Here is a 25395-nt window from a genome sequence, read left to right as displayed (position 1 = left end):
CTCTATCTCTAAATTTAATTACGCAACAAAGCCATGGTTATGACACGGTTCGCGAGTTTAATGGGGATTACAATCAGTATTCTAAGAAGTTAAGAATACCATCTTATCTACCTTTTACTCAGGCTCGAGAATCCGAGTGCCTTGTTGATGAGTTTGATCCGAAAGAAAATTGTCCTCCTTTATATGAATGGATTACTAATCAAGAAGGTGGTTTCCCGACCGCAGCAATGCCAGAACCAAAGGTAATAGAATTTCTCGATATAACAGCTGACATCTATCTACCTAATTATGTTGATACGCCTAGGCCGAAAGATACCTCTATTGGGTTCCCGACTGCGATATTTATCCACGGTGTTACTGCAGAGCGCGGCACTGCTTCTTTGATGGCGGCCGAGTACACAAAAAAAGGCTATGCCGTTGTTGCTATCGATATGCCATATCACGGGGAAAGAATGCGCTATGACAATACCGATCCAGACGGTGTGGGACCAGAGAAAGGGGTAGAGATTAGTGCTAGAGCAGACAAGGCGTTCTTCATCAATATTGATTCCCCTTTAGCTCTGCGCTCTAACCTTCAGCAATCAGTGTCTGACTTTTTAGGTCTTCGTTATGCGCTAAGCCAAGAAGCTTGGGTGAAAAAAGATGACGTTCACTTAATCGGACAATCGCTGGGCGGCATTATGTCGGTAATGGTGAGTGAGTTTAGCCAAGCAAGCCCCGATTTTCACTCGGATACTAATTCTAATTTTGAATTCAATACGGTGAACTTTGTTGTTCCGGGGCAGGGGCTAACCAACCTGGTTCTGTCTTCTCAAACCTTAGGCCCTGAAATGTCTGAAGGTGTTAAGAAGTCTCCTGATGTTCAGCGTGGCATTGCTGAAACGGTGATACCTGATATCTGTACCGTAGAGGCAACAAATCAGCAGTGCATTGAAGCACTTAGAGAGTTTGTCGCACTTTCAACAGATAACGCTCTGCTTGTTAGTCAGTTAGAGAATGACATCTTTGATTTAGTTGTGACCGACCTTAAACAAGGGGTCCAAGCAACAATTGATAGTGCTGACCCTGCGAGCTTTATCTCGAGACAAGTTGCTGCTGAGCAACCCACTCTTTTGTTAGCTGCCGTTGGAGATTGCGGGGAGACTTGTGACGTTGGTGTTGATTACGTCCCAGATAGCGTAATTCCGAATACCGCGCCAGATAACATTCGTACTGGTACTGAACCACTTATTACTGCGCTTGGCTTAGACCCAATTACAGGTACATCAGAAAATATTGATGAAAAGCGCGGAGCCGTGAGAACAACTACCGGCGGACATGGTACGTATTTGTTCCCCTATGAAGGTCCCGTTGATGAAAATGGCTTGCCGGGCACACCAGGTGAAAACATGTCAGACGTTCGTGAAGCTGTGGGAACTCAACAAATTGCCGTTGCTTCTATGGTAATGAGTGACGGCGCAGTAGTCGTCATTAATAACGAAGATCATATCGAAACAGAGGTGCCTCAAGATGAAGAATAAACTTTTATTGGGCACTGCCGCTGCTCTTGTTCCTTGCCTAACTAATGCGGCTGGATTTCAACTTAACGCGCAGTCAGCTACGGGGTTAGGTCGTGCATTTGCCGGTGATGCAGTGATGGCAGATAGCGCTGCGATTGTTGCTAAGAACAGTGCTGCGATGGCTTACATCGAGCAACCAACACTCTCTGTCGGCGCTATCTATATCGATAGTGGTATCGATGTCTCTAATGTGAGCTACACGCCGATGAGAGGCGATACAGAAACATTCGATGATCAATCACTAGATGCCGGAACATTGGTTCCAAATGTTCACTACGTTCATCCAATTCAAGGCTCTAAATTTACCTTAGGCGCCACTGTGCATTCTAACTTCGGTACCGATGTGGAGTTTGATGATTCGTTCGAAGCGGATGAGTTTGGTGGGAAAACAGCGTTATCGAGTATTAATGTAGGTTTTGCGGTTGCCTATGAGCTGTCTGAGAAAATCAATTTAGGTGCTGGGCTCGATGTCATCTACGGGGAAGGCGAAATTCACAGGAAAAACCTTCTAGATGTTGATGCTGATGGTTTTGGATTGGGTGCCAATGTAGGTGCTACTTACCAAGTTAATGAAAACAACAGGTTTGGTATTACCTATCGATATAGTCCGGATATAGAAGTTGAAGGGGATATTACGAAAGGCGGTGTCTCTGCCGACAAGATGAATGTACCTCTACCAGACACTCTAGAGTTTTCCGGTTGGCACCAACTCAACGAACAGTGGGCTTTTCACTACAGCCTGCAGTGGGTGAACTGGTCTGAATTTGATTCGCTAACATCTGACTCTTATGACGACTCAATTAAAGAGTATCAATGGAAAGACGCAGGGCATGTTTCTGTTGGTGGTACGTACACCATGTCGAAAGACATCGTTCTACGAGCGGGTTACATGTACGACATTTCCCCGACTGATGAACTCACGTCGTTATCTATTCCTGACGTTAACCGTCATTGGCTTACGGTCGGAGGGACATATAACTTCACGGCTGCCAGTTCTATAGATATTGGTGTTGGATTTATCATCGGAGAATCACAAGATATTGACGAAAGCCTGACGACGATACCAGGAACGAGTTCCAATATAACTGCTGATGTGACTGCCGATGCTCTCTTGCTCGGTGTTCAGTATCAGCATCGTTTTTAACTTTTACTTTGGAGTTCAGAACGAAAAAATTTAGGAATCATATAAAAATTGCAGGGCTCGACAGTGAGTTGAGCCCTTTTCTCATTATTAGCTGTTTTAGCATTATTTAAATAGCTGGAAGCTCATTAAGTAAGAAATAGCTGCTTAGAAAAACGTTTTAATTCAGACGAATTCAACGGTTATGGTTATTAAAAATGAAATTTACAAAGCTTAGTAAAACAATCTGTTTGGCACTGTTTGCCTTACATATCTCTCCATCGTTTGCCCAAGACTCAAACTTGATTCCTGTGACTATCGAAAAAGCTCACAAACAAGCATTCACTTCTTCAATCAACGAGGTTGGCAAAATCAGGGCAACGGACTCTGCCGCATTGACATTTAGTGCTTCCGACAAAATTCTCAACATCCATTTCAAAGATGGAGATTCAGTTAAAAAAGGCGAATTGATCGCTCAACTGGACAATACCAAAGCGAAAGCTGATTTAGACAAAGCAAGAAGCTCTCTAGCGTTAGCAAAGTCGAAATTAAAGCGAGTACAAGAGTTACTAAAGAAACAGCCTGACTCTATGTCTCAACAAGATGTGGAAGAACTGGGCGAACAGGCGAACCTAGCCGCAGCTGATTTCCGTCAGAAAGAAGCGCTGATGAATGACTATTTATTGGTCGCGCCATTTGATGGGCAGCTAACTAACTTCACCCACTCAGTGGGCAGTAAAATTGATAGCGCAACCGCGTTGGTCAGTTTGATCAAACTCGATCCTGTCGAAGTTCAGTATTCCATTGGCCAGTCGGATTTAGGAAACGCAAATCTTGGGCAGAATGTTTCCATCCAAGTTGATGCATTTGTCGATGAAGCGTTTTCTGGTGTGGTGGATTACATTGCGCCAGCGGTGGACGAAAGCTCAGGCCGCGTAGAAGTACACGCGCACGTGACTAACCCAGAGCATCGCTTAGTTCCGGGTATGTTTGCCAAAGTAAGTCAGATGACCAGTGAAGACTCCACGCAGATGGTGGTTTCTCAAAACTCTGTTCAAGCCAAAGATACAGAGCGTTTTGTTTGGGTCGTGAATGGTGAAAAAATCGAGCAACGCATTGTCGAATTAGGCGTGAATACTAACGATGGTTACGTTGTTGTAGAGAAAGGCTTGAAGCTCGGCGATAACGTCGTTGTGACGGGACAACAGAACCTTAAGAAAGCATCGTTAGTTAAGGTCATGAACCCAAATGCTGAACAGAAAACCGTTGAGCTAATAACGGAACCGACGAGCAAAGAGAACACTCAACAGACCGCTGAGCCTAAACTAGAAAAGACCGTAACCAAGGTGGATGAACCACATCCGATTGAACCTTCGGTTGATTGGACGGAAGCATCGAAAGGTGTGGACGAAGCGATCAACGAAAACAGTGAGCAAGCAGAGACTAGCACGACTGTTGAGGATTCATCGAGCGAAGCTCAAAGCAAGGAAGCTCACAGTAAGGAAACACTAAGCAAGGAAGCTGTAACGAAGGAGAATCTGAATGAAGCTTCCTGAGATTTGTATCAAGCACCCCGTGTTTGCGTCTGTTCTGAGCATTACCATTGTTTTGCTTGGGCTTTTGTCGTTTCAAAAGCTCTCAATCCAATACTTTCCAGAACATAAAACACCGTCAGCAACGGTAACGGCTGCGATCAATGGCGCAAGTGCTGAGTTTATGTCGCGCAATGTGGCAGATAAGCTCATTACCGCTGCAACGGGCCTCGACAGCGTGAAAACCATGACGACGGACTGTCAGGAAGGCACGTGTAATCTAAAAATCATCTTTGAAGATGACATTAATGACGTCGAATACACCAGCTTGATGAACAACCTGCGCAGCAGCGTCGAAGCGATTGGTGATTTCCCACCGAGTATGACGGATAAGCCAACGGTCACGGATGATTCTTCTGACACCAGTATGCCGAGTAACATCATCACGTTTGTGAATACTGGCAAGATGTCTAAGCAAGACATGTACGACTACATTAGCCAGCAAGTCGTGCCTCAATTTAAGCACATCCAAGGTGTGGGTGGTATTTGGGGGCCGTATGGTGGCAGCGAGAAAGCGGTGCGTGTTTGGTTGCAACCGGATCGCATGATGGCGCTCAATATGAGTGCATCCGATGTGGTTGGAACATTGAGCTCATACAATGCAACGTTTACCGCAGGTACCATCAAGGGCCAGGTGCGAGATTTCTCCATCAACCCAGTCAACCAAGTAACCAGCGTTGATGATGTACGAGACTTAGTGGTTCGTGTTGATAATGGCAAGATCATTCGTATAGGTGATATTGCTGAAGTCAAAATGGGTGAGGAGAGCCTTACACCAAGTATTCTGCGTGTAGATGACAATCTAGCGATGTCGATTCAGGTGTTGCCACTGAAAAGTGAAAACCCAGTAACCGTTGCGAATAAAGTTAAGAAACAGATTGATGTGATTCAGCCTCAGTTGCCAGAAGGCATTGAGATGAAGATGGTTTATAACCAAGCTGATTTCATTAAAACGGCAATTGACGAAGGCTTCATGACTTTAGTTGAAGCGATTGTTCTGGTTTCAGCGGTTGTGGTTCTGTTCCTTGGTTCTTTTCGAGTTGCTTCAATTCCGATCATCACCATTCCTGTGTGCGTAATAGGCGTATTTGCCGTCATGCATTTACTTGGGTTTAGCATCAACGTACTGACGATTCTCGCTATCATTCTCGCCATTGGTTTGGTGGTTGATGATGCGATTGTTGTGGCTGAAAACTGTTACCGTCATATCGAAGAGGGTGAAACGCCGTTCAATGCTGCAATTAAAGGGTGCCGAGAGATCGTCTTTCCAGTGATTGCGATGACGCTGACTTTGGCGGTTGTTTACTTACCAATTGGCTTGATGGCAGGCCTAACCGCCGATCTATTCAGGCAGTTCGCGTTCACGCTTGCAGCAGCTGTGATCATTTCTGGATTTGTGGCGTTAACGCTCTCACCAATGATGAGTGCTTACTTAATGAAGCCAGTATCAACTCCGGCGAAGTGGTATCAAAAAGTTGATGCGAAACTCAATGTGTTATCGGATTTATACACCAAAGAGCTAGGTAAATGGTTTGATCGTAAGGCACTGATGAGTGGTATTGCTTTAGTGCTGATCGCTTTATCGGCCTTAGCGGTTTGGAAAATGCCTCAAGTGTTACTTCCAACCGAAGATACCGGTTTTGTTGAGGTGACTTCTACACCCCCAACAGGTGTTGGTCGTCAGTACCATCTAGATAACAACGAGCAACTTAACAGTGTGTTCAAAGGTGATAGCTCAGTAGAAGCGAACTTGTCTTACATTGAAGGTACACCAACCAATCACGTTCTATTGAAACCATGGGGCGAACGTGACCAGTCAGCTGATGAATTGGTAAACGAATTTATCGCTAAGGCACAAAGTTCAGTCTCTGCTTACGGCATGTCTTTCAAGGTTCGTTCAGCAGATAACTTGAACATCGCAACCAACATGATCCTTGAACTGACGACGGTTAACCGTGATACCACTGTGCTGTCTGAAACTGCGAGCGAAGTCGTTAAGGCGCTTGAGGATTACGAGGGCGTGACCAACATTAAGAACTCGATGTTGCGTGACCAGTTACGTTATGACTTATCGATTGACCGCAATGCGATTGTATTGTCTGGTGTTGATTACGGTAACGTAACCAATGCGTTATCGACGTTCCTTGGTTCTGTTAAAGCCGCAGATTTGCAAGCGGACGACGGTTATACATACCCAATTCAAGTTCAAGTGAACCGAAGTGATCTTGGTGATTTCAAGGTGCTCGATAAGCTGTATGTGGATTCACAGTCGGGTCAAAGGCTTCCTTTGTCTCAGTTTGTATCCATCAAACAAGTGACATCGGAATCTAACTTCAAGACATTCATGGGTAAAGACAGCGCTGAAATTACCGCGGACTTGATGCCCGGATATACGGCGAGCGACGTGAAGGCATACATTGATGACACGGTACCAAGCCTGTTGAAACCTGCTCAGAGCTACGAGTTTAATGGCATAGTTAAAGACCTAGTTGATTCAACCGCGGGCGCACAAGTGCTGTTCGTATTAGCGTTGATTTTCATCTTCTTAATCTTGGCGGCGCAGTTTGAAAGCTTTGTCGACCCGATGATCATCTTGCTGACGGTTCCACTGTGTATTGTGGGCGCGATATTGACGCTTTCGGTATTTGGTCAAAGCCTGAATATTTACTCGAAGATAGGATTGCTGACACTGGTTGGTCTCGTGACCAAGCACGGTATTTTGCTGGTGGAGTTTGCCAACGAGAAACGCAAATCTGGCGCGAGTGCGAAAGAAGCTGCGATCAGCAGTGCACGTTCAAGGTTACGTCCAATCTTGATGACCTCACTGACGATGATCCTCGGTTCATTGCCATTGGCATTGGCGGATGGCCCGGGTTCCTTAGGTCGAATCAATATTGGTTTGGTATTAGTCGGCGGTTTGACAGCCGGAACCTTCTTCTCACTGTTCTTAGTGCCAGTGGCTTACGTTGGCATGGCGAATCTAAAACAGATGGATATATTGACTCGATTGAGAACGAAACCCGCATAACTCGCCATGTAGATTGACCAGTCAATTGAAGTGAAAACTAAAACGCGCCAACCATGAATCATGGTTGGCGCGTTTTGTATTTTACTCTCTCAATTGCCTAGAACGGAGCAAAATTGTCATGTACCACTGTTGGTACTGTCCAGCGTTGATGCGCATCTATAGGCTCTAGTACCGAGTTGTGGTGTGGTATTTGTCCACGGTCGCCATACAACCACAATACCAAGTTCGAACGTTCACCACTTGTTATCGGCAGCGCCGCATGGGCAACGTTTCCTCGATGAATCATAGCGACACCGGGCGTGAATGTCGTTTCATTCATCTTACCCGTAGCAGGGTCATAAAAGTTAAGTTCTGAGCCTGAAAACTCTTCATCTGGCATATTTACGTTAATGTTGAGCGTGACCGAAGACGCATCAGTATGCAGGCGTAAAGACGTATCTTTGTTCGCTTGATACTGAATCGAGAACCCAAAAGTTTGCGTATCGTAACCCATGATTTCAGGGAACAATAAGCGAGCGATAGGGCGCATGTAACTGTCGAGTAAATCTCGGTAAAACGCTTGGAAACTTGGCGCGGCTAAATAACCTTCAGATCGGCTGTCTAACATTGCTCCACCACGGTTAAGCACTATGCCATATGGTGGGCGTAGCGGGATTTGAGCGTTAGAGACCGCTTCCAAGTAATCACGCAACTCAGCGAGACGTTCAGCATCAAAGAACTGAAACTTAAACACCCCAGGAGAGATCTCTTCGAGTAATTCTTTTACCGCGATTTCTTTCGTTGGATCTTGCCAAGCTTCTCTGACAGCTTCACGCAGTCGTGCATCTAACAGTGAATCGTCGAAATCCAATTGGCTGCCTTCCGCACTTGCTTCCCATTCTATCCAAGCCTCGCTGAATAAGCCCTTATTGTTGTCCCAAAACTGTTGTACAGAAGGAGCTCGTTGAAGCATCGCTTCTCGTGTCGGTAAATCGATGGCGCGTGCGCGCTCTAGTTGATTAGATAACATAATGTATTCGCTCCTTTTGTTTGCCTGCAACCAATCTATTACACCAAGGTTTGTAGATAAACGGGGCGCTGGGCAAAACAGAATTAACGTTTTCTATATAATCAGCAAAAAATCGAGAAGAAAGGAAGGTGAGTAAGAAGACTTTATACTGGTGGCTAAAAACGAAAACAGCACATGAATGAAGGCATCAAGCGCTGTTTAAAGAGAGTGGGAGCTTATACGATTAGAGGCTTTGGATTAGCTCTCTTCAAGTTTACCGCCACCACTTAAGTATTCGACACGGCGATCACCCATCGAATAGATGCATGTTCCGCGAAGGTCCACAGTTGAGTTACTGCGTTCATGTTTTGCTAGCACCATATCGTCGGATAACACTTGTTGATTATCGGTGCTTTCAATACCGGTCATTACGGTATTCCACAGCATTGCACAGTCAGAACTATTCTTGGCCGTTGGATACTCTTGAGGGATTAGCATTTCCATAAAAGAAATCGTTGCACCATTGATCTCGATAGACTCCGGTTCACCCTCGATTTTGTGCTTTGACATTGCCAGATCCATTCCATCCTCGAAAGCTGCGATAACGGCAACGAATCCAGCGTCTCGTGCATCATCTTGTGACGAAAGAAACCTGGGCGCAGCGGTAACTGCAATTACGCCTAGCACCACGATAACGATAACTAATTCAATGAGTGTAAAACCTTTTTGTTTCATATCTACCTTTGACCAAATATTACAGAGAATGAAATAAACATCTGTATTACTTATGGTTGATGTTGTAATTATTTTTCCTGGCATTATAAGTACGGCGTTCCAATAGTGCAATGATAAATGGTTTGCCGTACGGAAAATGTGAGATTTACAAGGTGGAATAACAATGGGGAAATGTTCATGCTTGAATGAGCTTAAAAAGATAATTAAAACGATCACGCAAATCCTTTTGCATGTTCGATGGGGGAAGCGTTATTTAGAAATCGTAGTTTAGATTCATTGAGCTGTAGATTTCGGCGTTACTTTGGTCTGATGCGACAGTGGTGTTGTAGATGTATTCGGTATCAAAAGTCAGCGCCAAATTGCCCATCAAGATGTTCTTTAGATAGCCTTTGAGGTTGTAATTGGTGTTCTCTTCACCGTAAGCCATGTTAGCCGTTGCCCCCATAGAAAACGTTTCTGTGAGCGTCAGTGAGCCATCAACACTGGCATTGACGATCAGCTCATAGTTCTCTTTGTTCGGGAACTCTTCATCGGAGGAATGGCGTTGACTGATTCGGTAACCCGGACCAGCAGAGCCTTGGAGTTTGATTCTTTCAGTATCATAAAAGTGGCGACCCAATCCTGTAGCCGTTATGAATTGCTTACGATAAGTACCAAAGTGGTCGTGTTCAAAACGTGTTGTCGCAACCAAATAGGTGACTTCGTTTAAGTCATAGCTGATGCCATAGTTGGTGGTATAGCGATTGGTGCCGTCTTCATCGTTTTCAGCATCGGTATAGTAGGTATCAAACTGAACTCGTTGGCCCCAGTTCTCTTTTTTGTATCCAACAGAGATTCCAGAGTTAATCGACAAAGATGAGCTGGTGTTTTGCGAGTAGATAAACCCGAGCTTGGTCAGGGTCGTAAAAGGGGATTCTTCAGCTTCTTCTTGTAACTCGGAACCTTCGCTTAATACGACGTCGTCCTCGAGTACCAATTCTTCAACCTCTTCTCCAGCCTCTTTTCCAAATATGGGCATAGAGAACGCGATGAGAAATAGAGGCAGCTTTGCTAGGGAGCGTGTGTATGAAACTGTGTTGGTTAATGGGCGCGTTGTTTGTGGGATAGCGTGTGTCGACATAATGGTTTGGTATATAAGGTGATTGGACACGACGAACGCAAGGCTAGTCGTGAAGAGTCGTCAATGATTGAATCGAAAATGCGCGTGAGTTATGACGCCATAGGCAAAGGCGAAAAAATCGTTTTTATCGCTGAGAATCCGTTGCCTCGATGAGGATTGAAATCTTCAATGTGGACAAAGAATTCAAGTATCTCAGAGGGTTTATCGTCTTCGATTAACAAGAACTCGAGTAGCCCTTGTTCGACATGGCATGAAACGATGGTTTCGCTCGATTGATCAGCTGAAATCTGTTCAACATTGATCACAACGCTCGTCTCGGGTAACACATTGAAAGCATCTTGCGCGCACTTAAGAATACAGCTGCAGACATACTCTCGATATAAGGCATTACTTTCAGAAAGAGACATCGTTTCAAGCTTCACTTTGCCTTGGCACAATACCTTTTTTTCTTTAGGGATCACGTTGTGCTTATTAACCTGAATATTGATTTCTAGCAGGTGACCATTCTTATAGGTATTGAAGTTATGGTTAATCAGCTTAGTGTCGACTACCGCGGCGTTAATCGAGTTCTGTTGCGCTTCGGAAAGGGCTGATAGTTTTGCTTCACTATCGTTGTTTAATATACCTTTCGATAATTGGTTGCCCTTTGCCCAGTAGCTGTAGCTTTGAACCCAATGTACAAACTCTGTCTTGTATTGCTCGATGTCTTGCTCGGCGGCACGCTCGATATTGTTGGTGAGGGTGTACAACTTCGACTTGTTGCCCAGCAGCATATCTAGCCAGTTAGGTTTGTACTCATCGAGAGCTTCCATGGCTTTGACTTTATGATCGAATCGAACCGTTGGCATTGTCGGCGCAGGTTCCATCGCAATCGACTCCCAATTCATTTTTGGGGTCGGAATGGTATGCACGGATTGGATTAAGTGGAGGTGCTGATTGAATAAGCTTACTTCACTTACAGCGTCCTCAAGTTGTTTGGTATTCATCTACATTCCTGTCGACTGTTGTTCTTGTAATTTGGCGCTTAGTTTATGGTCAAAGCACGAGAACAGTATTTAAATGAATGTGAATGATCTTTCGTGAGGTTACTTGATATTGGTTTAGGAATATTTGGGGAGGAAAGTTGAGTTTATGATTGAGATAACAGCATAGAAACACAGAGAACAACGCGCTCTCTGTGTTGGTCATTTTGCTATTATGGAAACTCGTTGATGAGCATTATCTCTGGCGTCTTGCGACCAAAGTAAATCGGTAATCGTTAGACGTGAAGTAGTTACGGCTGTATTCAAACACCGTGTTATTGGCGAGGTAACCGCGAGTACGTTTTTCAATGATAGGCTGAGCTGGGTCAATACCTAACTGTTTAGCAACGTCTTCAGGCGGAAGAATCGGTACCAATTCCTGCTCACTTCGATCAATCACCATGCCTTTGGTGTTTTCAATAAAGTCGTACTTTGATGTCTGCATCACTTGATAGGTGAGATCTGGGAATAGGGCAACAGGTAACCAAGTTTCTTCAACCGTGATTGGATTGTTGTCTATGAAACGAACACGTTTTACGTAGAAAACCAATTCGCCTTCTTTGATATCTAAATGTTCAGACATCGCCAAAGAACACGGCTTCATTTCGAAGGCCAGAACTTCACTGTGTGTAACCACATCTAAATGCGCCCACTTTTCTTGAAAGCTCGACTGTTTGTAGATGTCGTAATTGATCTTGTTCTCTTTGACGTAAGTACCGCTACCTTGAACGCTTTCAAGCTCATCGTTTTCGATCAGTAGTTTCAGCGCTTGCCTAACCGTTACACGACTTACCGAGAATACTTCACGCAATTGCGCTTCCGTTGGGAGTGCTTCTCCAACTTTATATTCTCCAGAACTGATCTTTTCTCTTATTGCATCGGCGATTTGGCGATACATAGGGAGTCTTGCCATTTTTGCCTCATTTGTGCGCTAGGACAACTAGACTTTGATTAACAACCTGTACCTTAAATACGTAAATTTGCTCTATATAAGCCTTGCTTTCAAGGTTAGTGTGAGCGTCGTATCGGCGTTTTGTAGTACATATAATACAAATTAAACGATACATAACAAGCTTTCTTAAAGGATTTGCCAATACGATTTAAATACAAATTAAATACAAATGTGTATTGGTGAGATCGTGATCACGGATTAAATGTCTTGAAGTTGTATTATTCTTCTCGTCGACAGGGACGACTGTCGTACTAATCCGTGACTATGGGACAAAGGTTATGAAACTTACTACTCTAACGAATAAGTCGCTCGTAAATCTGCAAACTACGTTTAGCAGTCGAGAAGAAGCGATTTACGCACTTGCTGACCAACTGGATCAGCAAGGCAAACTGCATAACAAGCAAGAGTACCTTGATGCAGTATTTGCTCGTGAAGAGCAAGGCCCGACAGCGCTTGGTGAAGGCTTAGCAGTACCGCATGGCAAGACTGACGCGGTTAAGGAAGCTGGTTTCGCTGTAGCAACATTGAAAGAAGACATGAAATGGAAAGGCTTGGATGAAGACGAAGATGTAAATCTAATCTTCCTAATTGCGATTCCAAATGCAGAAGCGGGTTCTACCCACATGCATCTGCTCACTGCATTGACAACTACATTGGTTGACGACGATGTTCGCGAAGCGGTATTAAAAGCGACAACGGCTGAAGAAATCTTTGCGCTTCTTGATGGCGACAATCAACAAGATGAAAAACAAGACAACTTAGATACAAATGCACCAACAATTGTATGTGTGACGGCTTGCCCTGCAGGCATTGCTCATACCTATATGGCGGCAGAATATCTTGAAAAGGCGGGCAAAAAGCTTGGCTATAACGTGCATGTTGAAAAACAGGGCGCAAACGGTATTGAAGATCGCTTAACGGCTGAGCAATTAAACAATGCAGTGGCTTGTGTATTTGCTGCTGAAGTTGCGATTAAAGAATCTGAGCGCTTTAACGGCATTCCTCGTGTAGAAACGCCAGTTGCAGAACCGATTAAACACGGTGAACGCATTCTAAACGAAGCAATTGAAGAGTCGAAAAAAGGTAACGGTGCAGAGCGTAAAGTTGCTACTGATGATAAACCTAAGAAAGTGCCACTGAAAACAGAGCTCAAACAAGCACTGCTTTCAGGTATTTCTTACGCGGTTCCTCTTATCGTTGCTGGTGGTACTGTTCTTGCGGTTGCTGTTCTTATCGCGCAAATTTTTGACCTGCAAGAGCTCTACGCAACAAAAGATTCTTGGCTATGGATGTATCGCAAACTAGGTGGCGGCCTACTGGGTACATTAATGGTTCCGGTACTGGCAGCTTACACAGCTTACTCATTAGCAGACAAACCCGCACTTGGCCCTGGTTTTGCCGCGGGTATTGCAGCAAACATCATCGGTTCAGGTTTCCTGGGTGGTGTTGTTGGTGGTTTGATTGCGGGTTACGTGATGCGCTGGGTGAAAGAGCATGTTCGCTTAGGCCCTGCATTTAACGGTTTCCTTACTTTCTACCTTTACCCGGTGATTGGTACTTTGGTGGCAGGTAGCTTGATGCTGTTTGTTATCGGTAAACCTGTTGCGTTCCTAAACCAAGGTCTGACGGATTGGTTGAACGGTATGTCAGGCACTAACGCTCTGCTTCTAGGTGCGATTCTTGGTCTGTTTGTATCATTCGACTTGGGTGGTCCGGTAAACAAAGCCGCTTACGCATTCTGTTTAGGTGCAATGGCAAACGGTGTTTATGGCCCATACGCAATCTTCGGTTCAGTGAAAATGGTATCAGCGTTCACCGTAACGGCTTCAACCATGATCGCTCCGCGCTTATTCAAAGACTTCGAGATTGAAACGGGTAAATCAACTTGGCTACTTGGCCTAGCGGGTATTACTGAAGGTGCAATCCCAATGGCGATTGAAGATCCAATCCGTGTAATCGGTTCGTTCCTACTAGGCTCTGTAGTGACAGGCGCGATGGTTGGTGCGGCAGGTATTGGTCTATCGACTCCGGGCGCAGGTATCTTCTCTATCTTCTTGTTACACGATTCTGGTTTGGGCGCATTCTCTGCTGCGGCAATCTGGTTCGGTGCTGCGATTGTCGGCACAGTGATTTCAACCATTACTCTTCTGATGTGGCGTGGTCACGCTGTAAAAAAGGGTAAGTTTGAAGCAAGTACTGCAACACAGAACTAACTGAATTTTGAGTTAGCTCCTAACTCACTACGAAATCAATATATAAAAAATAACGAACAACTGGCTGTCCTAAATACCTGTGCTCCTAACGGTTTTATTCACACAGATTCTGGGCGTGGTTTTCTGCACCCTAAATTTAGTGGCAGCCAATTTTAAACCCTTGAAAAACTTTAATTTAGTCGTATTTGGGTTCGAACTTTAGTTTTACTCGAAGCGACACATTTAGGTAAATGATTATGACTACATCACGCGTACACATTACTCCTCACATGCACTGGGATCGTGAATGGTATTTCACAACAGAAGAGTCTCGTATTCTTCTTGTGAACAACATGGAAGAAATCATGAACCGTCTGGAGAGCGATCCAGAATACAAATACTACGTTCTAGATGGTCAAACCGCCGTTCTAGAAGATTACTTCGCAATCAAACCAGAAAACACAGAGCGCGTAAAAGCATTGGTTGAAGCGGGCAAGTTAATTATTGGCCCTTGGTATTCTCAAACCGACACAATGCAAGTTTCTGGCGAGTCGATTGTACGTAACATGATGTATGGCATTCGTGACTGCATGAAGTTTGGTGATGCAATGAAGATTGGTTATCTACCAGATTCATTCAGCATGAGCTCACAGCTGCCAATGATCTACAACGGCTTCGACATCACGCGTGCAATGTTCTGGCGTGGTTGTTCAGAGCGTCATGGCACCAACAAAACAGAATTCTTATGGCAATCGAACGACGGCAGTGAAGTAACGGCACAAGTGCTTCCGCTGGGTTACGCGATTGGTAAATACCTTCCACAAGACGAAGAGGGCTTGCGTGCTCGTTTAGATAAGTACTTCCCAGTGCTAGAAAAGCCATCTGTGACTAAAGATATCTTGCTACCGAACGGCCACGACCAAATGCCGATTCAAAAAGACATCTTTGAAGTAATGGACAAGCTTCGCGAAATCTACCCAGATCGTGAATTCTCAATGAGCCGTTACGAAGAAGTGTTCGAGAAAGTAGAAGCAGCACGCGACCAACTCGACACAATCAAAGGCGAATTCAACGACGGCAAATACATGCGTGTTCACCGTACGATCTCTTCTACGCGTATGGATATCAAACTGATCCACGCAGAAATCGAAAACAAGATTGTAAATATCTTAGAACCGCTAGCGTCTATCGCTTGGACATTAGGCTTTGAGTACCACCACGGTTTGATTGAAAAAATGTGGAAAGAGAGCATGAAGAACCACGCTCACGACTCGATTGGCTGCTGCTGTTCAGACAAGGTTCACGCTGAGATCCTAAACCGCTACATCCTTGCGGACGACATGGCGACCAACCTGATTCATTTCTACAAACGTAAGATTGTTGACCACATGCCAGATCGCGAAGGTTGCGACAAACTAGCGATGTTCAACCTCTCACCATACGAGCGTGAAGAAGTGGTTAACACGACGATCACTATCCGTGCACAAGAGTTCTCTATCTTTGATGAAAATGAAAACCCTGTTGAATACTTCATCCAAGACAAGCGCCAAATTGACCCGGGCAAAGTAGACCGTCAAATCGTTCACTACGGTAACTACGACCCGTTTATGGAGTTTGATATTCAAATAAAACGCACTGTGCCAGCAATGGGCTTCACCACGTTACACATCCAAGGTAACGAGAAGGGCGCAGTAAAAGTTGCAGAACAAAAAGACTACTTGCTAGAGAACGAGTACTACCGAATCAATGTAAACGACAACGGTACTCTGACTATTTTCGACAAAGAGACAGAGCAAGTATTCGACCAAGTCCTTCGTTTAGAAGACGGTTCTGATGACGGCGATGAGTACGATTACTCTCCATCTCGTCAAGAGTGGTTGTTGTACTCAGACGAATTTCCAGTCGAAACATCGATCGATCACCAAGGCTTCCAATCGGTAGCGAACATCGCTTTCCGAATGAACGTACCTGCAAACCTTGCAGAGCGTGAAGAACGCACGGGTCAAAACGGATTCGTTGAAGCGCAATGCCAAGTGGTATTGAAGCAAGGTTCTCGCCGAATTGAAGTCCGTATGGAGCTAGACAATCAAGCCGACGACCACCGTGTACGTGTGCTAGTACCAACGACATTCGTTTCTGAAACTGTGGTTGCAGATAACCAGTTCGGTTGTATTACTCGACCAACCAATGACCCTGCTATGGCGGTTTGGGAAGAAGAGAAGTGGAAAGAAGCGCCAGTTCCTGTGTATCAGTTAATGAACTTTGCAGCGTTAGAAAACGGCAAAGCGGGCATGGCGATCATGTCGAATGGCCTACGTGAATTTGAAGTGATTGCATCTAAAGGTGACGAAAACCGAGATACCTTCGCACTGACACTATTCCGTGGTATCGGCGTGTTGGGTAAAGAAGAGCTATTGCTTCGTCCGGGCCGTCCATCAGGCATCAAGATCCCGACACCAGATTCACAAGTACGCGGTAAGTTAGTGTGTGAATTCACGCTGTGTGGTTTCTCTGGTAACCACATTGATGCGAACATCATGGCGCAAGCACGTGACAATGTCACTCAAATCGAATGCTACAACAAGATCCCTTACAATGCGATGAAGCTAAACGTGGGTGAGCAGAACCTACCTATGAGTTTTAGCCTTCTGTCTAAGCAACAATCAGGTGCGGTATTAAGTGTGCTGAAGAAAGCGGAAGATGAAGATGCGTTGATCATGCGTGTCTACAACCCGGCAGAAACGGGTTCAGTATCGGATTCAATCTCTTTCACTCAAGCGGTTTCAAGCTGGAAAGAAGCAAGCATGGATGAGCGCGTTCGTGAAGGTGATGTGGCAACTGAAACCTTCGGCGAGCTCGCATCTTGCCAAGCAAAAACATTCCAAATCAAATTCTAATTTCAATCACCCGCTCACCTTGGTGGGCGGGAATGGTGAACGACAATGAAAATTGTAATTGCCCCTGATTCATTTAAAGAATCACTCGACGCTCATCAAGTTGCGTCTTGTATTGAGCGTGGATTTGCTGACGTTTTCCCTCATGCAGAGTTTGTGAAAATGCCACTCGCTGATGGCGGAGAAGGCACAGTAGACGTGTTGCTAGAGGCGCTCAATGGTAAGAAGCAACGGCTGCACACGACGGATCCAATCGGTCGCGAATGTACGGCTTATTGGGCTTCACTTGTACAACAGGTTGATGGCAAAAGCGTAAACACTGCCTTGGTGGAGTTTGCCCAAGCATCGGGTTTAGATCGATTAACCGTAGAAGAAAGATCACCTCTTACAGCATCATCTTACGGCACAGGGTTGCTGATCAAAGATGCGCTAGATAAAGGCGTAGAACAAATCATCATTGGTCTGGGCGGTAGTGCCACCAATGACGCAGGTGCTGGCATCTTACAAGCGTTGGGAGGCCAACTATTAGACAAGCAAGGCAACGAGCTATCTGGTGGCGGTGCTGCACTAAGTCAATTAGCAAGCATCGATCTTGATGGACTGCACCCGAGATGCAACGAAGTGACGTTCGTGGTCGCATGTGATGTAAATAATCCATTGTGTGGTGAAAGCGGGGCAAGTGCCGTGTTTGGTCCACAAAAAGGGGCTTCACAAGCTCAAGTTGAGCAACTTGATACTGCGATCGGTCACTTTGCCGATATCGCTCAAACACATACGGGTACTAATCATCGCGACACAGCTGGTTTTGGTGCTGCTGGTGGCACACCTCTGGGGTTAAGTCTTGCATTCAATATCCAAATTAAAGCGGGTATTGAGATGGTATTAGATGCTTTGGATGCAGATAAGGTTCTTGAAGGTGCTTCACTGGTCGTGACCGGAGAGGGGCAGATGGACAACCAAACCCTGCAAGGTAAAACACCTTTCGGTATCGCTCAGCGCGCTCAAAAGCTGAATATACCAACCATTGGAATTGCGGGCTCTTTGGGGCAAGACGTTGAAAAGCTCTACGGCTCGATGTCTAGCTTATTTGGAACCGTGCGTTCACCTCAGTCTTTAGACCAAGTTTTATCAGAAGCGAATCAAAACCTGACTCGTACTGCCCGTAATATCGCCGCCACGCTCAAGCTTGGCAGCCAGATTTTTAATGAGAAGTAATTATGTCTCTATTTAAACTCGACAACGTTATTCAAAACTACGCATGGGGAAGCAAAGACTCCATCAACCAACTGTTTGGTATCGTGAACCCAAACCAAGAACCGCAAGCAGAAATTTGGATGGGTGCTCATCCTAATGGTTGCTCAAAAGTAGGTGATACCGGTGAGTCGCTTTCTCACATGATTGATGAAAACAAAATCGATGTCTTAGGCGGGTACACGGCGGCACGTTTTGGTGAATTACCTTTCCTGTTTAAGGTGTTGGCCGCTGAAACTCCGTTGTCGATTCAGGTTCATCCGAATAAGCGAAAATCTGAATTAGGTTTTGAGCGAGAGAATGCACTTGGCATCCCTTTGAATGCGTCTAATCGTAACTACAAAGATCCAAATCATAAACCTGAGTTGGTTTATGCGTTGACCTTTTACAAAGCGATGAATGGCTTTCGTCCAATCGACGATATTATTGCTTTGTTCGAAGAAGCGGATATTCCTTCGTTAGCGATTGAACTTAATGTACTAAAAGCCAATGCCGACAGTGAATCTCTAAAGTCTTTCTTTAGCGCCATTATGTCTCTTGAAGGTGACCGCAAAGCGTCTGCGCTTAATGAGCTTTATGCTGCACATGTGCGACCAGCAAAAACGGTGATGGGACGTGAAGCTTTGCAGTACAGCATTGATTTCAAACAGCACTATCCGGGTGATATTGGTTTGTTTGCCCCATTGATGCTCAACACGGTTGAATTGGCGCCGGGTGAAGCGATGTTCCTGTTCGCAGAAACCCCACATGCTTATGTTCAGGGCACAGGCTTGGAGATCATGGCAAACTCAGACAATGTGCTGCGTGCAGGTCTCACACCCAAATATATCGATGTCCCTGAGCTTATCGACAACACGATCTTTGAGCCGATTAAGCCAGAAGATATTCGTCTTAAGCCTGTATTGAAAGAGGGCAAGATGAGCTATCCGATTCTGGTGGATGACTTTGGCTTTGATATCTTATCTGCGAATGATGAGAGCAAGTCACAGTATCTACGTAGCGCGGAGATCTTGTTCTGTGTGGAAGGAGAGGCGACCGTCACTTCAGAAGGACGCACAGTTTCTCTTAAGCCGGGAGAGTCGGTCTTTGTAAGCAGTAATTCAAGTGTTTACCAATATCAAGGGAATGGCATTTTGGCTCGTGCTTTTAACTAGTGCCCCCGTGCTAGCGATCAGCAAAAGAAGTGTCAGAGTGCCACTGTAAAGTGGTACTCAATATTGGATTGATGGTTGCTACCTATCTGTCTTTGACAGTCATGATTATTGACCATACCCGCTACTCTGGCGGGTTTTTTCATTGTTAGAATGAGCAAATATAAGCCTGTAGAAAAGGCAAACACTGCGATCAGAGCAGGGTTTTTATTGAATTAGTACTGAGTGACTGGTTAGGCAATGTGCGTCATTTTATTAAGCACAAAGGTTTCAATACAACCTTCAGTAGCAGCCATGTAGTCAGCGATGTGTTGGCTCGCTAAGTGTTTATCTAGATGAGCTTCAGACTCCCAGTTCTCATGAAAAACGAAGTGAGCAGGGTTACTGTTATCTTGGTGCAGATCGTAGTTAATACAGCCGTCTTCAACACGGGTTTTATCGATCAATTTAATCATCTCAGCTTTTACAAGCTCAGTTTTGTCTTCTTTAGAGACAATCGTTGCAATAATAGTCAGTTTGCTCATTTTCAATTCCTCGGCTTTAAACTCGATAAGTTCAAGTAATATAAGTATAAATTTAGACTCAAGAAAGAGTTCTGAAATCCAATAACTATGGTTCTCGGCATCCACAATTCAAACTCGAGAGCATAAAGCCAAGGGCAAGCGGTTAAGCTTATTAAAAAAGCCCTCATAGCAATATGAGGGCCTCTTGGGTCTCAATTTAATGGGTTAGTTACTGAAATCAGCCTTTACCCAGATCATTCGGTGATCAGAGGATACGTCCTTGCCGTTACCAAAATCACCAATTCGTGAGTCATTGAATAGCTTGCGTCCTTCTTCGTACGAAGCTGACCAATAAACACCAGATTCAACAATGTTTAATGAAGCGGACGGAAGTGCGTAATCTACAGCAAGTCCAAATGTCGAAGTGATACGGTTTGGCTGCGGGTGAGACGATGATTCATCTACCGCATGTTCAGCAGCACCATAACTTGTTGGATACAAGCTGCCATTGGTGACATCTTGGTTAACTAATGCATCATTGTGCAAGTCCTGCATTACAGAACTAATACCATCGCCATCGACTGGGTCTAGGTTTTGATCGCCCATCATGACAAAGTGTTTACCTTGCTCTAAGCCGCCAGTTTTTCCTGAGTCGTCATAGATGAATGACTTGTTTTGGATGTATTGGTGCCAGAAGTCTACTTCTGCTGCGTTTTGTTCAATGTTCTTACCTACATCGAAAGCGGGTGGAGTGGGGTGTGACATCAATAAGTGAACAGTTTCTGTACCATCTTTGGTAGGGATTAGGATTGGTGCATCAACGTGGTTCTTTGAAGATAAACGAACTTCTTCCCATTCTTCAGCTGAATACCATTCATCGCCGCAGTTCATGCCTGCAGGGATCGTATTTGACCCATCACAAACAGTGATTGTTGGAATAGTTGCACCTTCAAGATCTTTCCATTTGAACTCTTGGAATGTACGCGTGTTGGCAGTGTCTATCTCATACTTAGACATTAGAGCAAACGCGTATTGACCATGGTAGAAACCGAAGCCCCATGCATCTCCGGGCAGTGTTCCAGCGTTACCATCATTATCTAAATCAAAACCAAATTCGTTTAGTAAACCTGTATTGGTAGAGTAGCTTTCAAAATATGGGTAAGAAATTGGCTCAAGGTTCGCGTCGCCACCTGCGCCTTCAATACTTTGAGCAACAGAAAGGTAGTTCTTTTGAAAACCTTCTAGCGCTGACTTATCAGTACCTGTCCCGTCGTTGTTAAACTCAGCCATCATTAGCACATCAGGACGATTCTTTTGAATCACGGCTGCGACGTTGCGGATTTGAATAACTTTCGCTGCTGTTTCTTTGTCAGCGTCATCAATCGTGTTATCCAAATAGTCGGTCACTAATTTTGTTTGAGCGCTTGGTTCAATCTGCATTTCCGTTACAAGGTCTTGGAAGGTGGCACGATCAAAAGACAAGTTGTAAGTCGCGATCTTTACTTCTTCAGGTTGAACGTAATCTGTGTCACTGCTGCACCCGATCAAAAGTGCAGAAGAGATGGCGAAAGCGATAGATGTTTTTAACAATTTCATAAAGTGGGTCCGCTATTTGCTGAAAGAAATTTGGGACGCGCATGTTATGAGATGGATATCATTCTGTAAGTGATAACTGTCACAGGTAAGGATCCAAAGTGACATGTTGTTGCATTGAAAGTGTGACATTTGGAACTAGTGTCTTTTATTAGAATAAAGACTTAAAATTCATGGATTTAATTAGAGCTTTGAATTTAAAAAGCCCTCATAGCAATTGAACTGACCCCCAATAGTTGGACACCAATTATTGGGGGTCTTTTTATGTCCAAATATAGCCGAGAGCTAAAATGTATCATTGCTAAGCAATACTTAGATGGCACGTCATCTCTCTACTTAGCAAAACAATATTCAATTTCTTCAAGGCAGATACGGTATTGGGCTCAAGTCTTTGCCATCCATGGTACTGATTCATTTTTACCAACTAATCATGCCGCGACTGCTCAAACAAAACGAAAAGCATTGAATTTAATGTGGACGAATGAATGGTCTCTCACGCACACTAGCGCTGTATTAAACCTCTCATCCCCTGGAATACTCTCTGTCTGGCTTAAACGATTTAATGAGCTCGGTATCAAGGGGCTCGAAATGCGCCAGAAAGGAAGACCCTCAATGAAACAGCAACCTCAACGTACCACTAAGCCTGATAATGAAATGACACTTGAGGAGCTAAAAGAGGAGTTGGTCTACTTACGAACCGAGAATGCCGTTCTAAAAAAGTTGGAAGAGTTGGAGCAGAAAAAAAACCGTCGAACAAAGAAAAAGCGGTCATAGCTCTAACTCTTAAAGGCAAGTACCCATTAAAGCACTTACTGCACACTCTACAGTTGGCAAAAAGTGTCTTTTATTATCAGGCTCAAACGAGCAAGCGCCAAAATAGCTACGAACGTGAGCTGCGGTTGATAAAGTCAATTTATCATGAACATAAGGGGCGATACGGCTACCGCCGTATTCACTTGGAACTAAAGAATCAGGGGTTCGTGCTTAATCACAAAACGGTTCAAAGGCTTATGGCTCAGCTCAACCTTAAATCGACGGTCAGGATTAAAAAGTATCGTTCATACCGAGGAGAGTCAGGAAAAGCTGCTCCCAACGTTCTTGAAAGAGATTTTAGTGCGACTCAACCCGATGAAAAGTGGGTAACTGATGTCACGGAGTTCAAAGTCAAAGAGCAGAAAGTATACTTATCTCCCGTTGTCGACTTGTTTACTCAGGAGGTGGTTGCTTATAGAGTGGCCAAAAATGCCTGCTTGCCGCTTGTCACAGATATGCTGACGGAAGCTATATCAACGCTTAAACCCAACTCAAAGCCAATTATACATAGCGATCAAGGTTGGCAATATCGCCATCGACAGTATCAGAAAAAGGTAGCGGAGAGTGGGTTAACGCAAAGCATGTCGAGAAAAGGTAACTGCTTGGATAATGCTGTTGCTGAAAACTTTTTTGCTTTACTCAAAACCGAGATGTATCACAACCAAAGCTTTGAAGATGCAGATGCTCTGATAGAGCAGATTAAAGAATACATCGAGTACTACAATACCAAACGTATAAAAGTGAAACTAAAAGGCCTGACTCCGATAGAATATCGAACTCAGGCCTTGAAAGCCGCTTAACAGAAATGTCCAACTTTACGGGGTCACTTCAAATATGAGGGCTTTTGAATAAGAATCAAACGGTGTTGTTACTGGGGTGTTAAGCGTACTGTTTTACCTTAAGCGTATTGCTCAACCGTCATTGCCCAATTTTTCTTCTGCTGTTCAAAGTTCATCTTGATTTGCTGATAACGAACCTTAAGAACTGAGTGTTCGTATTTCTTCACGACGTCTTCGCGCTTGCTTTCAAGTAGCTGCTTTTTAACTTCGTAATACTCGTTCATGTTCGATACTAGAGCATCAAACTCTTGTTGAAGCTTCTCCGCGATTTGTTGCTTGTCGGCACGATGCATGATTTTTTGCTGGGTGCGTTTAAGTAACATTGACGCTTCAGCTTTCTCAATACGAGCTTGAGGGGTTTTCTTAAGCTTACTTGCCAGTCCCATCAATGAAGCGCTCTTGATCAACCACTTTGTTGGATCGTATTGCCACCAGTAGATGCCGTTACGGTAGTCGTTCTCAAAGATGTGGTGGAAGTTATGGTAGCCTTCACCAAAAGTTAAAACCGCTAACACACCGTTATCACGGGCCGTGTTTTTATCGGTAAAAGGTTGACTACCCCAGATATGAGCAAGAGAGTTAATGAAGAATGTTGTGTGGTGGTTAAGTACCAAACGAACCGCGCCTACGATTAACAACATGCCAAGTACATCACCGTAAATAATACCTAAAGCGATAGGAACACCGAAATTCATTAGTAATGCTAACAGAACATAGTGCTTGTGCTGCCACATAACAATCTTATCTTTTTTAAGGTCACGGCAGTTTTCGTAGTTTTCGTACATTGAAGTGCTGTAATTACGAATCATCCAGCCAATGTGTGAGTACCAAAACCCACGTTTTGCAGAGTATGGGTCTTTGTCGTTGTTATCGACATGCTTGTGGTGAACACGGTGGTCAGAAGACCAGTGTAGCGCGCTGTTCTGCAGGGCAAATGCGCCACCTAAAGCAAACAGGAATCTTAGGCTTGAATGCGCTTCAAACGCTTTGTGTGACCATAAGCGGTGATAACCCGTCGTGATTGAAAGGTTACAGAACGTAAAGCAGATTGCTAGCCATATCCAGTGCTCCATGCCATAGCCAAAAAAGTAGCCATAAACGGGAGCTGCTACAACAGCAAGCAGCATACTAAAAGAGAACACAAAAATATTGAGCCAGATTAATGGCGGCTTTTTTGTAGATTGTTTGTCGGCACTATTCATTAGCAAATTTCCAATTGGGCTTACATCTGTGCGCTAGAATATCAGCGTACACGTGTAAGTCAATATTGAAAGTGTAAACGTGTATTAGTATGTTTTGCTTAAATATTGTATAAAGGTAGTGTGAAATGTAGTAGCAAGTCATAAATGGAAGTACTAAGGGCTAATAAATGGAAATTAAGGTAGCTGAATATAAAGATTATGAGCGGATTGCCCAATTACACGCGGATAGCTGGAAGCTATATTACCGTGGCATTCTTGCTGATGATTACTTAGAAAATGATGTTTTGGAGGACAGATCTGTTATTTGGCAGACTCGTTTGATTAATCCTCCTTTCAACCAACATGTTTTATTGCTTGAAGAAGGCGGTTTACTGGTTGGTTTCGTCTGCGCGTTCGGTAATCACAACTTTGAACGTGGCACGTTCATTGATGCGTTACACGTAGACAATAATTATCGTGGTCGAGGTGTAGGCAAGCGTCTGTTGTCTGAACTATCGAAGTGGTTGCAACAATACTATTCGGACTCAGGGCTCTACCTAGAGGTGATGTCTGAGAACCACCAAGCGATAGCTTTTTATGAAGCGATTGGCGGCAAAGAAGAACTCGAGCAAGTTTGGAACGCGCCATGCGGCAGCCAAGTGAACGAGAAAGTGATTTCTTGGAACTCTCCCGTTGAACTTGAACAGAAAACAGCAAGCGTCGTGTATTCTTAGTCGATTCATGTGAGTACTGTTTCTTTGCTGAGTAACAGGTTCTTAACTAAGCTAATTTAAAGCAGAAGAACAAAGACAAAAGCCCCGAGCATTAAGTTGCTCGGGGCTTTTTTAATTGGATCTGTGAT

Annotated in this window: 18 protein-coding genes and 1 pseudogene; 11 read left to right on the top strand and 8 right to left on the bottom strand. The window is 44.4% G+C overall.

The features are described 5' to 3' along the window. Positions 1–68: 68 nt before the first annotated feature. The 4 genes and pseudogenes from OCV20_RS19865 to OCV20_RS19850 form a co-directional block, all read left to right on the top strand. Positions 69–1520, top strand: a pseudogene (locus OCV20_RS19865) (lipase); the annotation flags it as partial. Further along, positions 1510–2703 carry an outer membrane protein transport protein gene (locus OCV20_RS19860; RefSeq protein ID WP_086775682.1) on the top strand — a complete coding sequence of 398 codons (1194 nt, stop codon included), beginning with the start codon at positions 1510–1512 and terminating at the stop codon, positions 2701–2703. The pseudogene OCV20_RS19865 and the gene OCV20_RS19860, both read left to right, overlap by 11 nt. Before the next feature lie 194 nt (positions 2704–2897). Then, on the top strand, positions 2898–4235 hold the full coding sequence (locus tag OCV20_RS19855; protein ID WP_086775681.1) for an efflux RND transporter periplasmic adaptor subunit: 1338 nt from the start codon (positions 2898–2900) through the stop codon (positions 4233–4235). Beyond that, positions 4222–7299: an efflux RND transporter permease subunit gene (locus OCV20_RS19850; RefSeq protein ID WP_086775680.1), complete on the top strand. Its 3078-nt coding sequence runs from the start codon at positions 4222–4224 to the stop codon at positions 7297–7299. The genes OCV20_RS19855 and OCV20_RS19850 overlap by 14 nt, the downstream gene beginning before the upstream one ends. Before the next feature lie 97 nt (positions 7300–7396). Here OCV20_RS19850 and OCV20_RS19845 read toward each other — a convergent pair whose 3' ends face one another. The 5 genes from OCV20_RS19845 to OCV20_RS19825 all read right to left on the bottom strand — a co-directional run bounded on the left by OCV20_RS19845 (position 7397) and on the right by OCV20_RS19825 (position 12077). Beyond that, on the bottom strand, positions 7397–8308 hold the full coding sequence (locus tag OCV20_RS19845) for a 2OG-Fe(II) oxygenase family protein (RefSeq protein WP_086775679.1): 912 nt from the start codon (positions 8306–8308) through the stop codon (positions 7397–7399). 237 nt (positions 8309–8545) lie between these two features. After that, positions 8546–9238, bottom strand: coding sequence for a prepilin-type N-terminal cleavage/methylation domain-containing protein (locus tag OCV20_RS25860; RefSeq protein ID WP_276540048.1), 693 nt, complete (start codon positions 9236–9238; stop codon positions 8546–8548). Positions 9239–9275: 37 nt separating this feature from the next. Next, entirely contained in the window at positions 9276–10040 is a 765-nt protein-coding gene (locus tag OCV20_RS19835) for a DUF481 domain-containing protein (RefSeq protein ID WP_086775677.1), read from the bottom strand. 191 nt (positions 10041–10231) lie between these two features. Then, on the bottom strand, positions 10232–11128 hold the full coding sequence (locus OCV20_RS19830) for a hypothetical protein (protein ID WP_086775676.1): 897 nt from the start codon (positions 11126–11128) through the stop codon (positions 10232–10234). A gap of 232 nt (positions 11129–11360) precedes the next feature. Then, complete coding sequence (locus tag OCV20_RS19825) at positions 11361–12077, bottom strand: GntR family transcriptional regulator (protein WP_009845448.1); 717 nt, start codon at positions 12075–12077, stop codon at positions 11361–11363. Positions 12078–12394: 317 nt separating this feature from the next. On the opposite strand from OCV20_RS19825, the gene mngA reads away from it, so the two are divergent. The 4 genes from mngA (at position 12395) to manA (ending at position 19607) form a co-directional block, all read left to right on the top strand. Then, positions 12395–14329, top strand: a complete 1935-nt coding sequence (gene mngA, locus OCV20_RS19820; protein ID WP_050644166.1) for a PTS 2-O-a-mannosyl-D-glycerate transporter subunit IIABC — start codon at positions 12395–12397, stop codon at positions 14327–14329. Between the two features lie 236 nt (positions 14330–14565). Beyond that, positions 14566–17205 (top strand): mannosylglycerate hydrolase, encoded by a 2640-nt coding sequence (gene mngB, locus OCV20_RS19815; RefSeq protein WP_086775675.1) that lies wholly within the window; start codon positions 14566–14568, stop codon positions 17203–17205. Positions 17206–17250: 45 nt separating this feature from the next. Then, entirely contained in the window at positions 17251–18417 is a 1167-nt protein-coding gene (locus tag OCV20_RS19810; RefSeq protein ID WP_086775674.1) for a glycerate kinase, read from the top strand. 2 nt (positions 18418–18419) lie between these two features. Further along, a complete protein-coding gene (gene manA / locus OCV20_RS19805; protein WP_086775673.1) occupies positions 18420–19607 on the top strand; it encodes a mannose-6-phosphate isomerase, class I in 1188 nt (395 codons plus the stop codon). A 230-nt stretch (positions 19608–19837) separates the two neighbouring features. On the opposite strand, the gene OCV20_RS19800 is transcribed toward manA, so the two are convergent. Both OCV20_RS19800 and OCV20_RS19795 read right to left on the bottom strand, forming a co-directional pair. Further along, positions 19838–20128 (bottom strand): putative quinol monooxygenase, encoded by a 291-nt coding sequence (locus OCV20_RS19800; protein WP_086775672.1) that lies wholly within the window; start codon positions 20126–20128, stop codon positions 19838–19840. Between the two features lie 204 nt (positions 20129–20332). Beyond that, complete coding sequence (locus OCV20_RS19795; protein WP_086775671.1) at positions 20333–21703, bottom strand: endonuclease/exonuclease/phosphatase family protein; 1371 nt, start codon at positions 21701–21703, stop codon at positions 20333–20335. A 261-nt stretch (positions 21704–21964) separates the two neighbouring features. Between OCV20_RS19795 and OCV20_RS19790 the strand changes: the two genes are divergently transcribed. Then, the gene (locus OCV20_RS19790; protein WP_086774936.1) at positions 21965–22474 is read left to right on the top strand and encodes a helix-turn-helix domain-containing protein; all 510 of its coding nucleotides are present in this window, start codon (positions 21965–21967) and stop codon (positions 22472–22474) included. Then, positions 22471–23313, top strand: coding sequence for an IS3 family transposase (locus tag OCV20_RS19785; protein ID WP_108721729.1), 843 nt, complete (start codon positions 22471–22473; stop codon positions 23311–23313). Before OCV20_RS19790 ends, OCV20_RS19785 begins: the two co-directional genes overlap by 4 nt. A 98-nt stretch (positions 23314–23411) precedes the next feature. Here OCV20_RS19785 and OCV20_RS19780 read toward each other — a convergent pair whose 3' ends face one another. Continuing rightward, on the bottom strand, positions 23412–24554 hold the full coding sequence (locus OCV20_RS19780) for an acyl-CoA desaturase (protein ID WP_086775832.1): 1143 nt from the start codon (positions 24552–24554) through the stop codon (positions 23412–23414). A 167-nt stretch (positions 24555–24721) separates the two neighbouring features. On the opposite strand from OCV20_RS19780, the gene OCV20_RS19775 reads away from it, so the two are divergent. Next, a complete protein-coding gene (locus OCV20_RS19775; RefSeq protein WP_048613495.1) occupies positions 24722–25267 on the top strand; it encodes a GNAT family N-acetyltransferase in 546 nt (181 codons plus the stop codon). The last annotated feature ends 128 nt before the right edge of the window (positions 25268–25395 follow it).

The organism is Vibrio coralliirubri, from assembly GCF_024347375.1.
Taxonomy (GTDB): domain Bacteria; phylum Pseudomonadota; class Gammaproteobacteria; order Enterobacterales; family Vibrionaceae; genus Vibrio; species Vibrio coralliirubri.
This window is presented reverse-complemented; position numbering and strand designations above follow the sequence as displayed.

Bases quoted from the DNA above. Each gene is read 5' to 3' on its own strand.
- OCV20_RS19860 (WP_086775682.1), top strand. From the start codon at position 1,510: ATGAAGAATAAACTTTTATTGGGCACTGCCGCTGCTCTTGTTCCTTGC.
- OCV20_RS19855 (WP_086775681.1), top strand. From the start codon at position 2,898: ATGAAATTTACAAAGCTTAGTAAAACAATCTGTTTGGCACTGTTTGCC.
- OCV20_RS19850 (WP_086775680.1), top strand. From the start codon at position 4,222: ATGAAGCTTCCTGAGATTTGTATCAAGCACCCCGTGTTTGCGTCTGTT.
- OCV20_RS19845 (WP_086775679.1), bottom strand. From the start codon at position 8,308: ATGTTATCTAATCAACTAGAGCGCGCACGCGCCATCGATTTACCGACA.
- OCV20_RS19835 (WP_086775677.1), bottom strand. From the start codon at position 10,040: ATGCCCATATTTGGAAAAGAGGCTGGAGAAGAGGTTGAAGAATTGGTA.
- OCV20_RS19830 (WP_086775676.1), bottom strand. From the start codon at position 11,128: ATGAATACCAAACAACTTGAGGACGCTGTAAGTGAAGTAAGCTTATTC.
- OCV20_RS19825 (WP_009845448.1), bottom strand. From the start codon at position 12,077: ATGGCAAGACTCCCTATGTATCGCCAAATCGCCGATGCAATAAGAGAA.
- mngA (WP_050644166.1), top strand. From the start codon at position 12,395: ATGAAACTTACTACTCTAACGAATAAGTCGCTCGTAAATCTGCAAACT.
- mngB (WP_086775675.1), top strand. From the start codon at position 14,566: ATGACTACATCACGCGTACACATTACTCCTCACATGCACTGGGATCGT.
- OCV20_RS19810 (WP_086775674.1), top strand. From the start codon at position 17,251: ATGAAAATTGTAATTGCCCCTGATTCATTTAAAGAATCACTCGACGCT.
- manA (WP_086775673.1), top strand. From the start codon at position 18,420: ATGTCTCTATTTAAACTCGACAACGTTATTCAAAACTACGCATGGGGA.
- OCV20_RS19800 (WP_086775672.1), bottom strand. From the start codon at position 20,128: ATGAGCAAACTGACTATTATTGCAACGATTGTCTCTAAAGAAGACAAA.
- OCV20_RS19795 (WP_086775671.1), bottom strand. From the start codon at position 21,703: ATGAAATTGTTAAAAACATCTATCGCTTTCGCCATCTCTTCTGCACTT.
- OCV20_RS19790 (WP_086774936.1), top strand. From the start codon at position 21,965: ATGTCCAAATATAGCCGAGAGCTAAAATGTATCATTGCTAAGCAATAC.
- OCV20_RS19780 (WP_086775832.1), bottom strand. From the start codon at position 24,554: ATGAATAGTGCCGACAAACAATCTACAAAAAAGCCGCCATTAATCTGG.
- OCV20_RS19775 (WP_048613495.1), top strand. From the start codon at position 24,722: ATGGAAATTAAGGTAGCTGAATATAAAGATTATGAGCGGATTGCCCAA.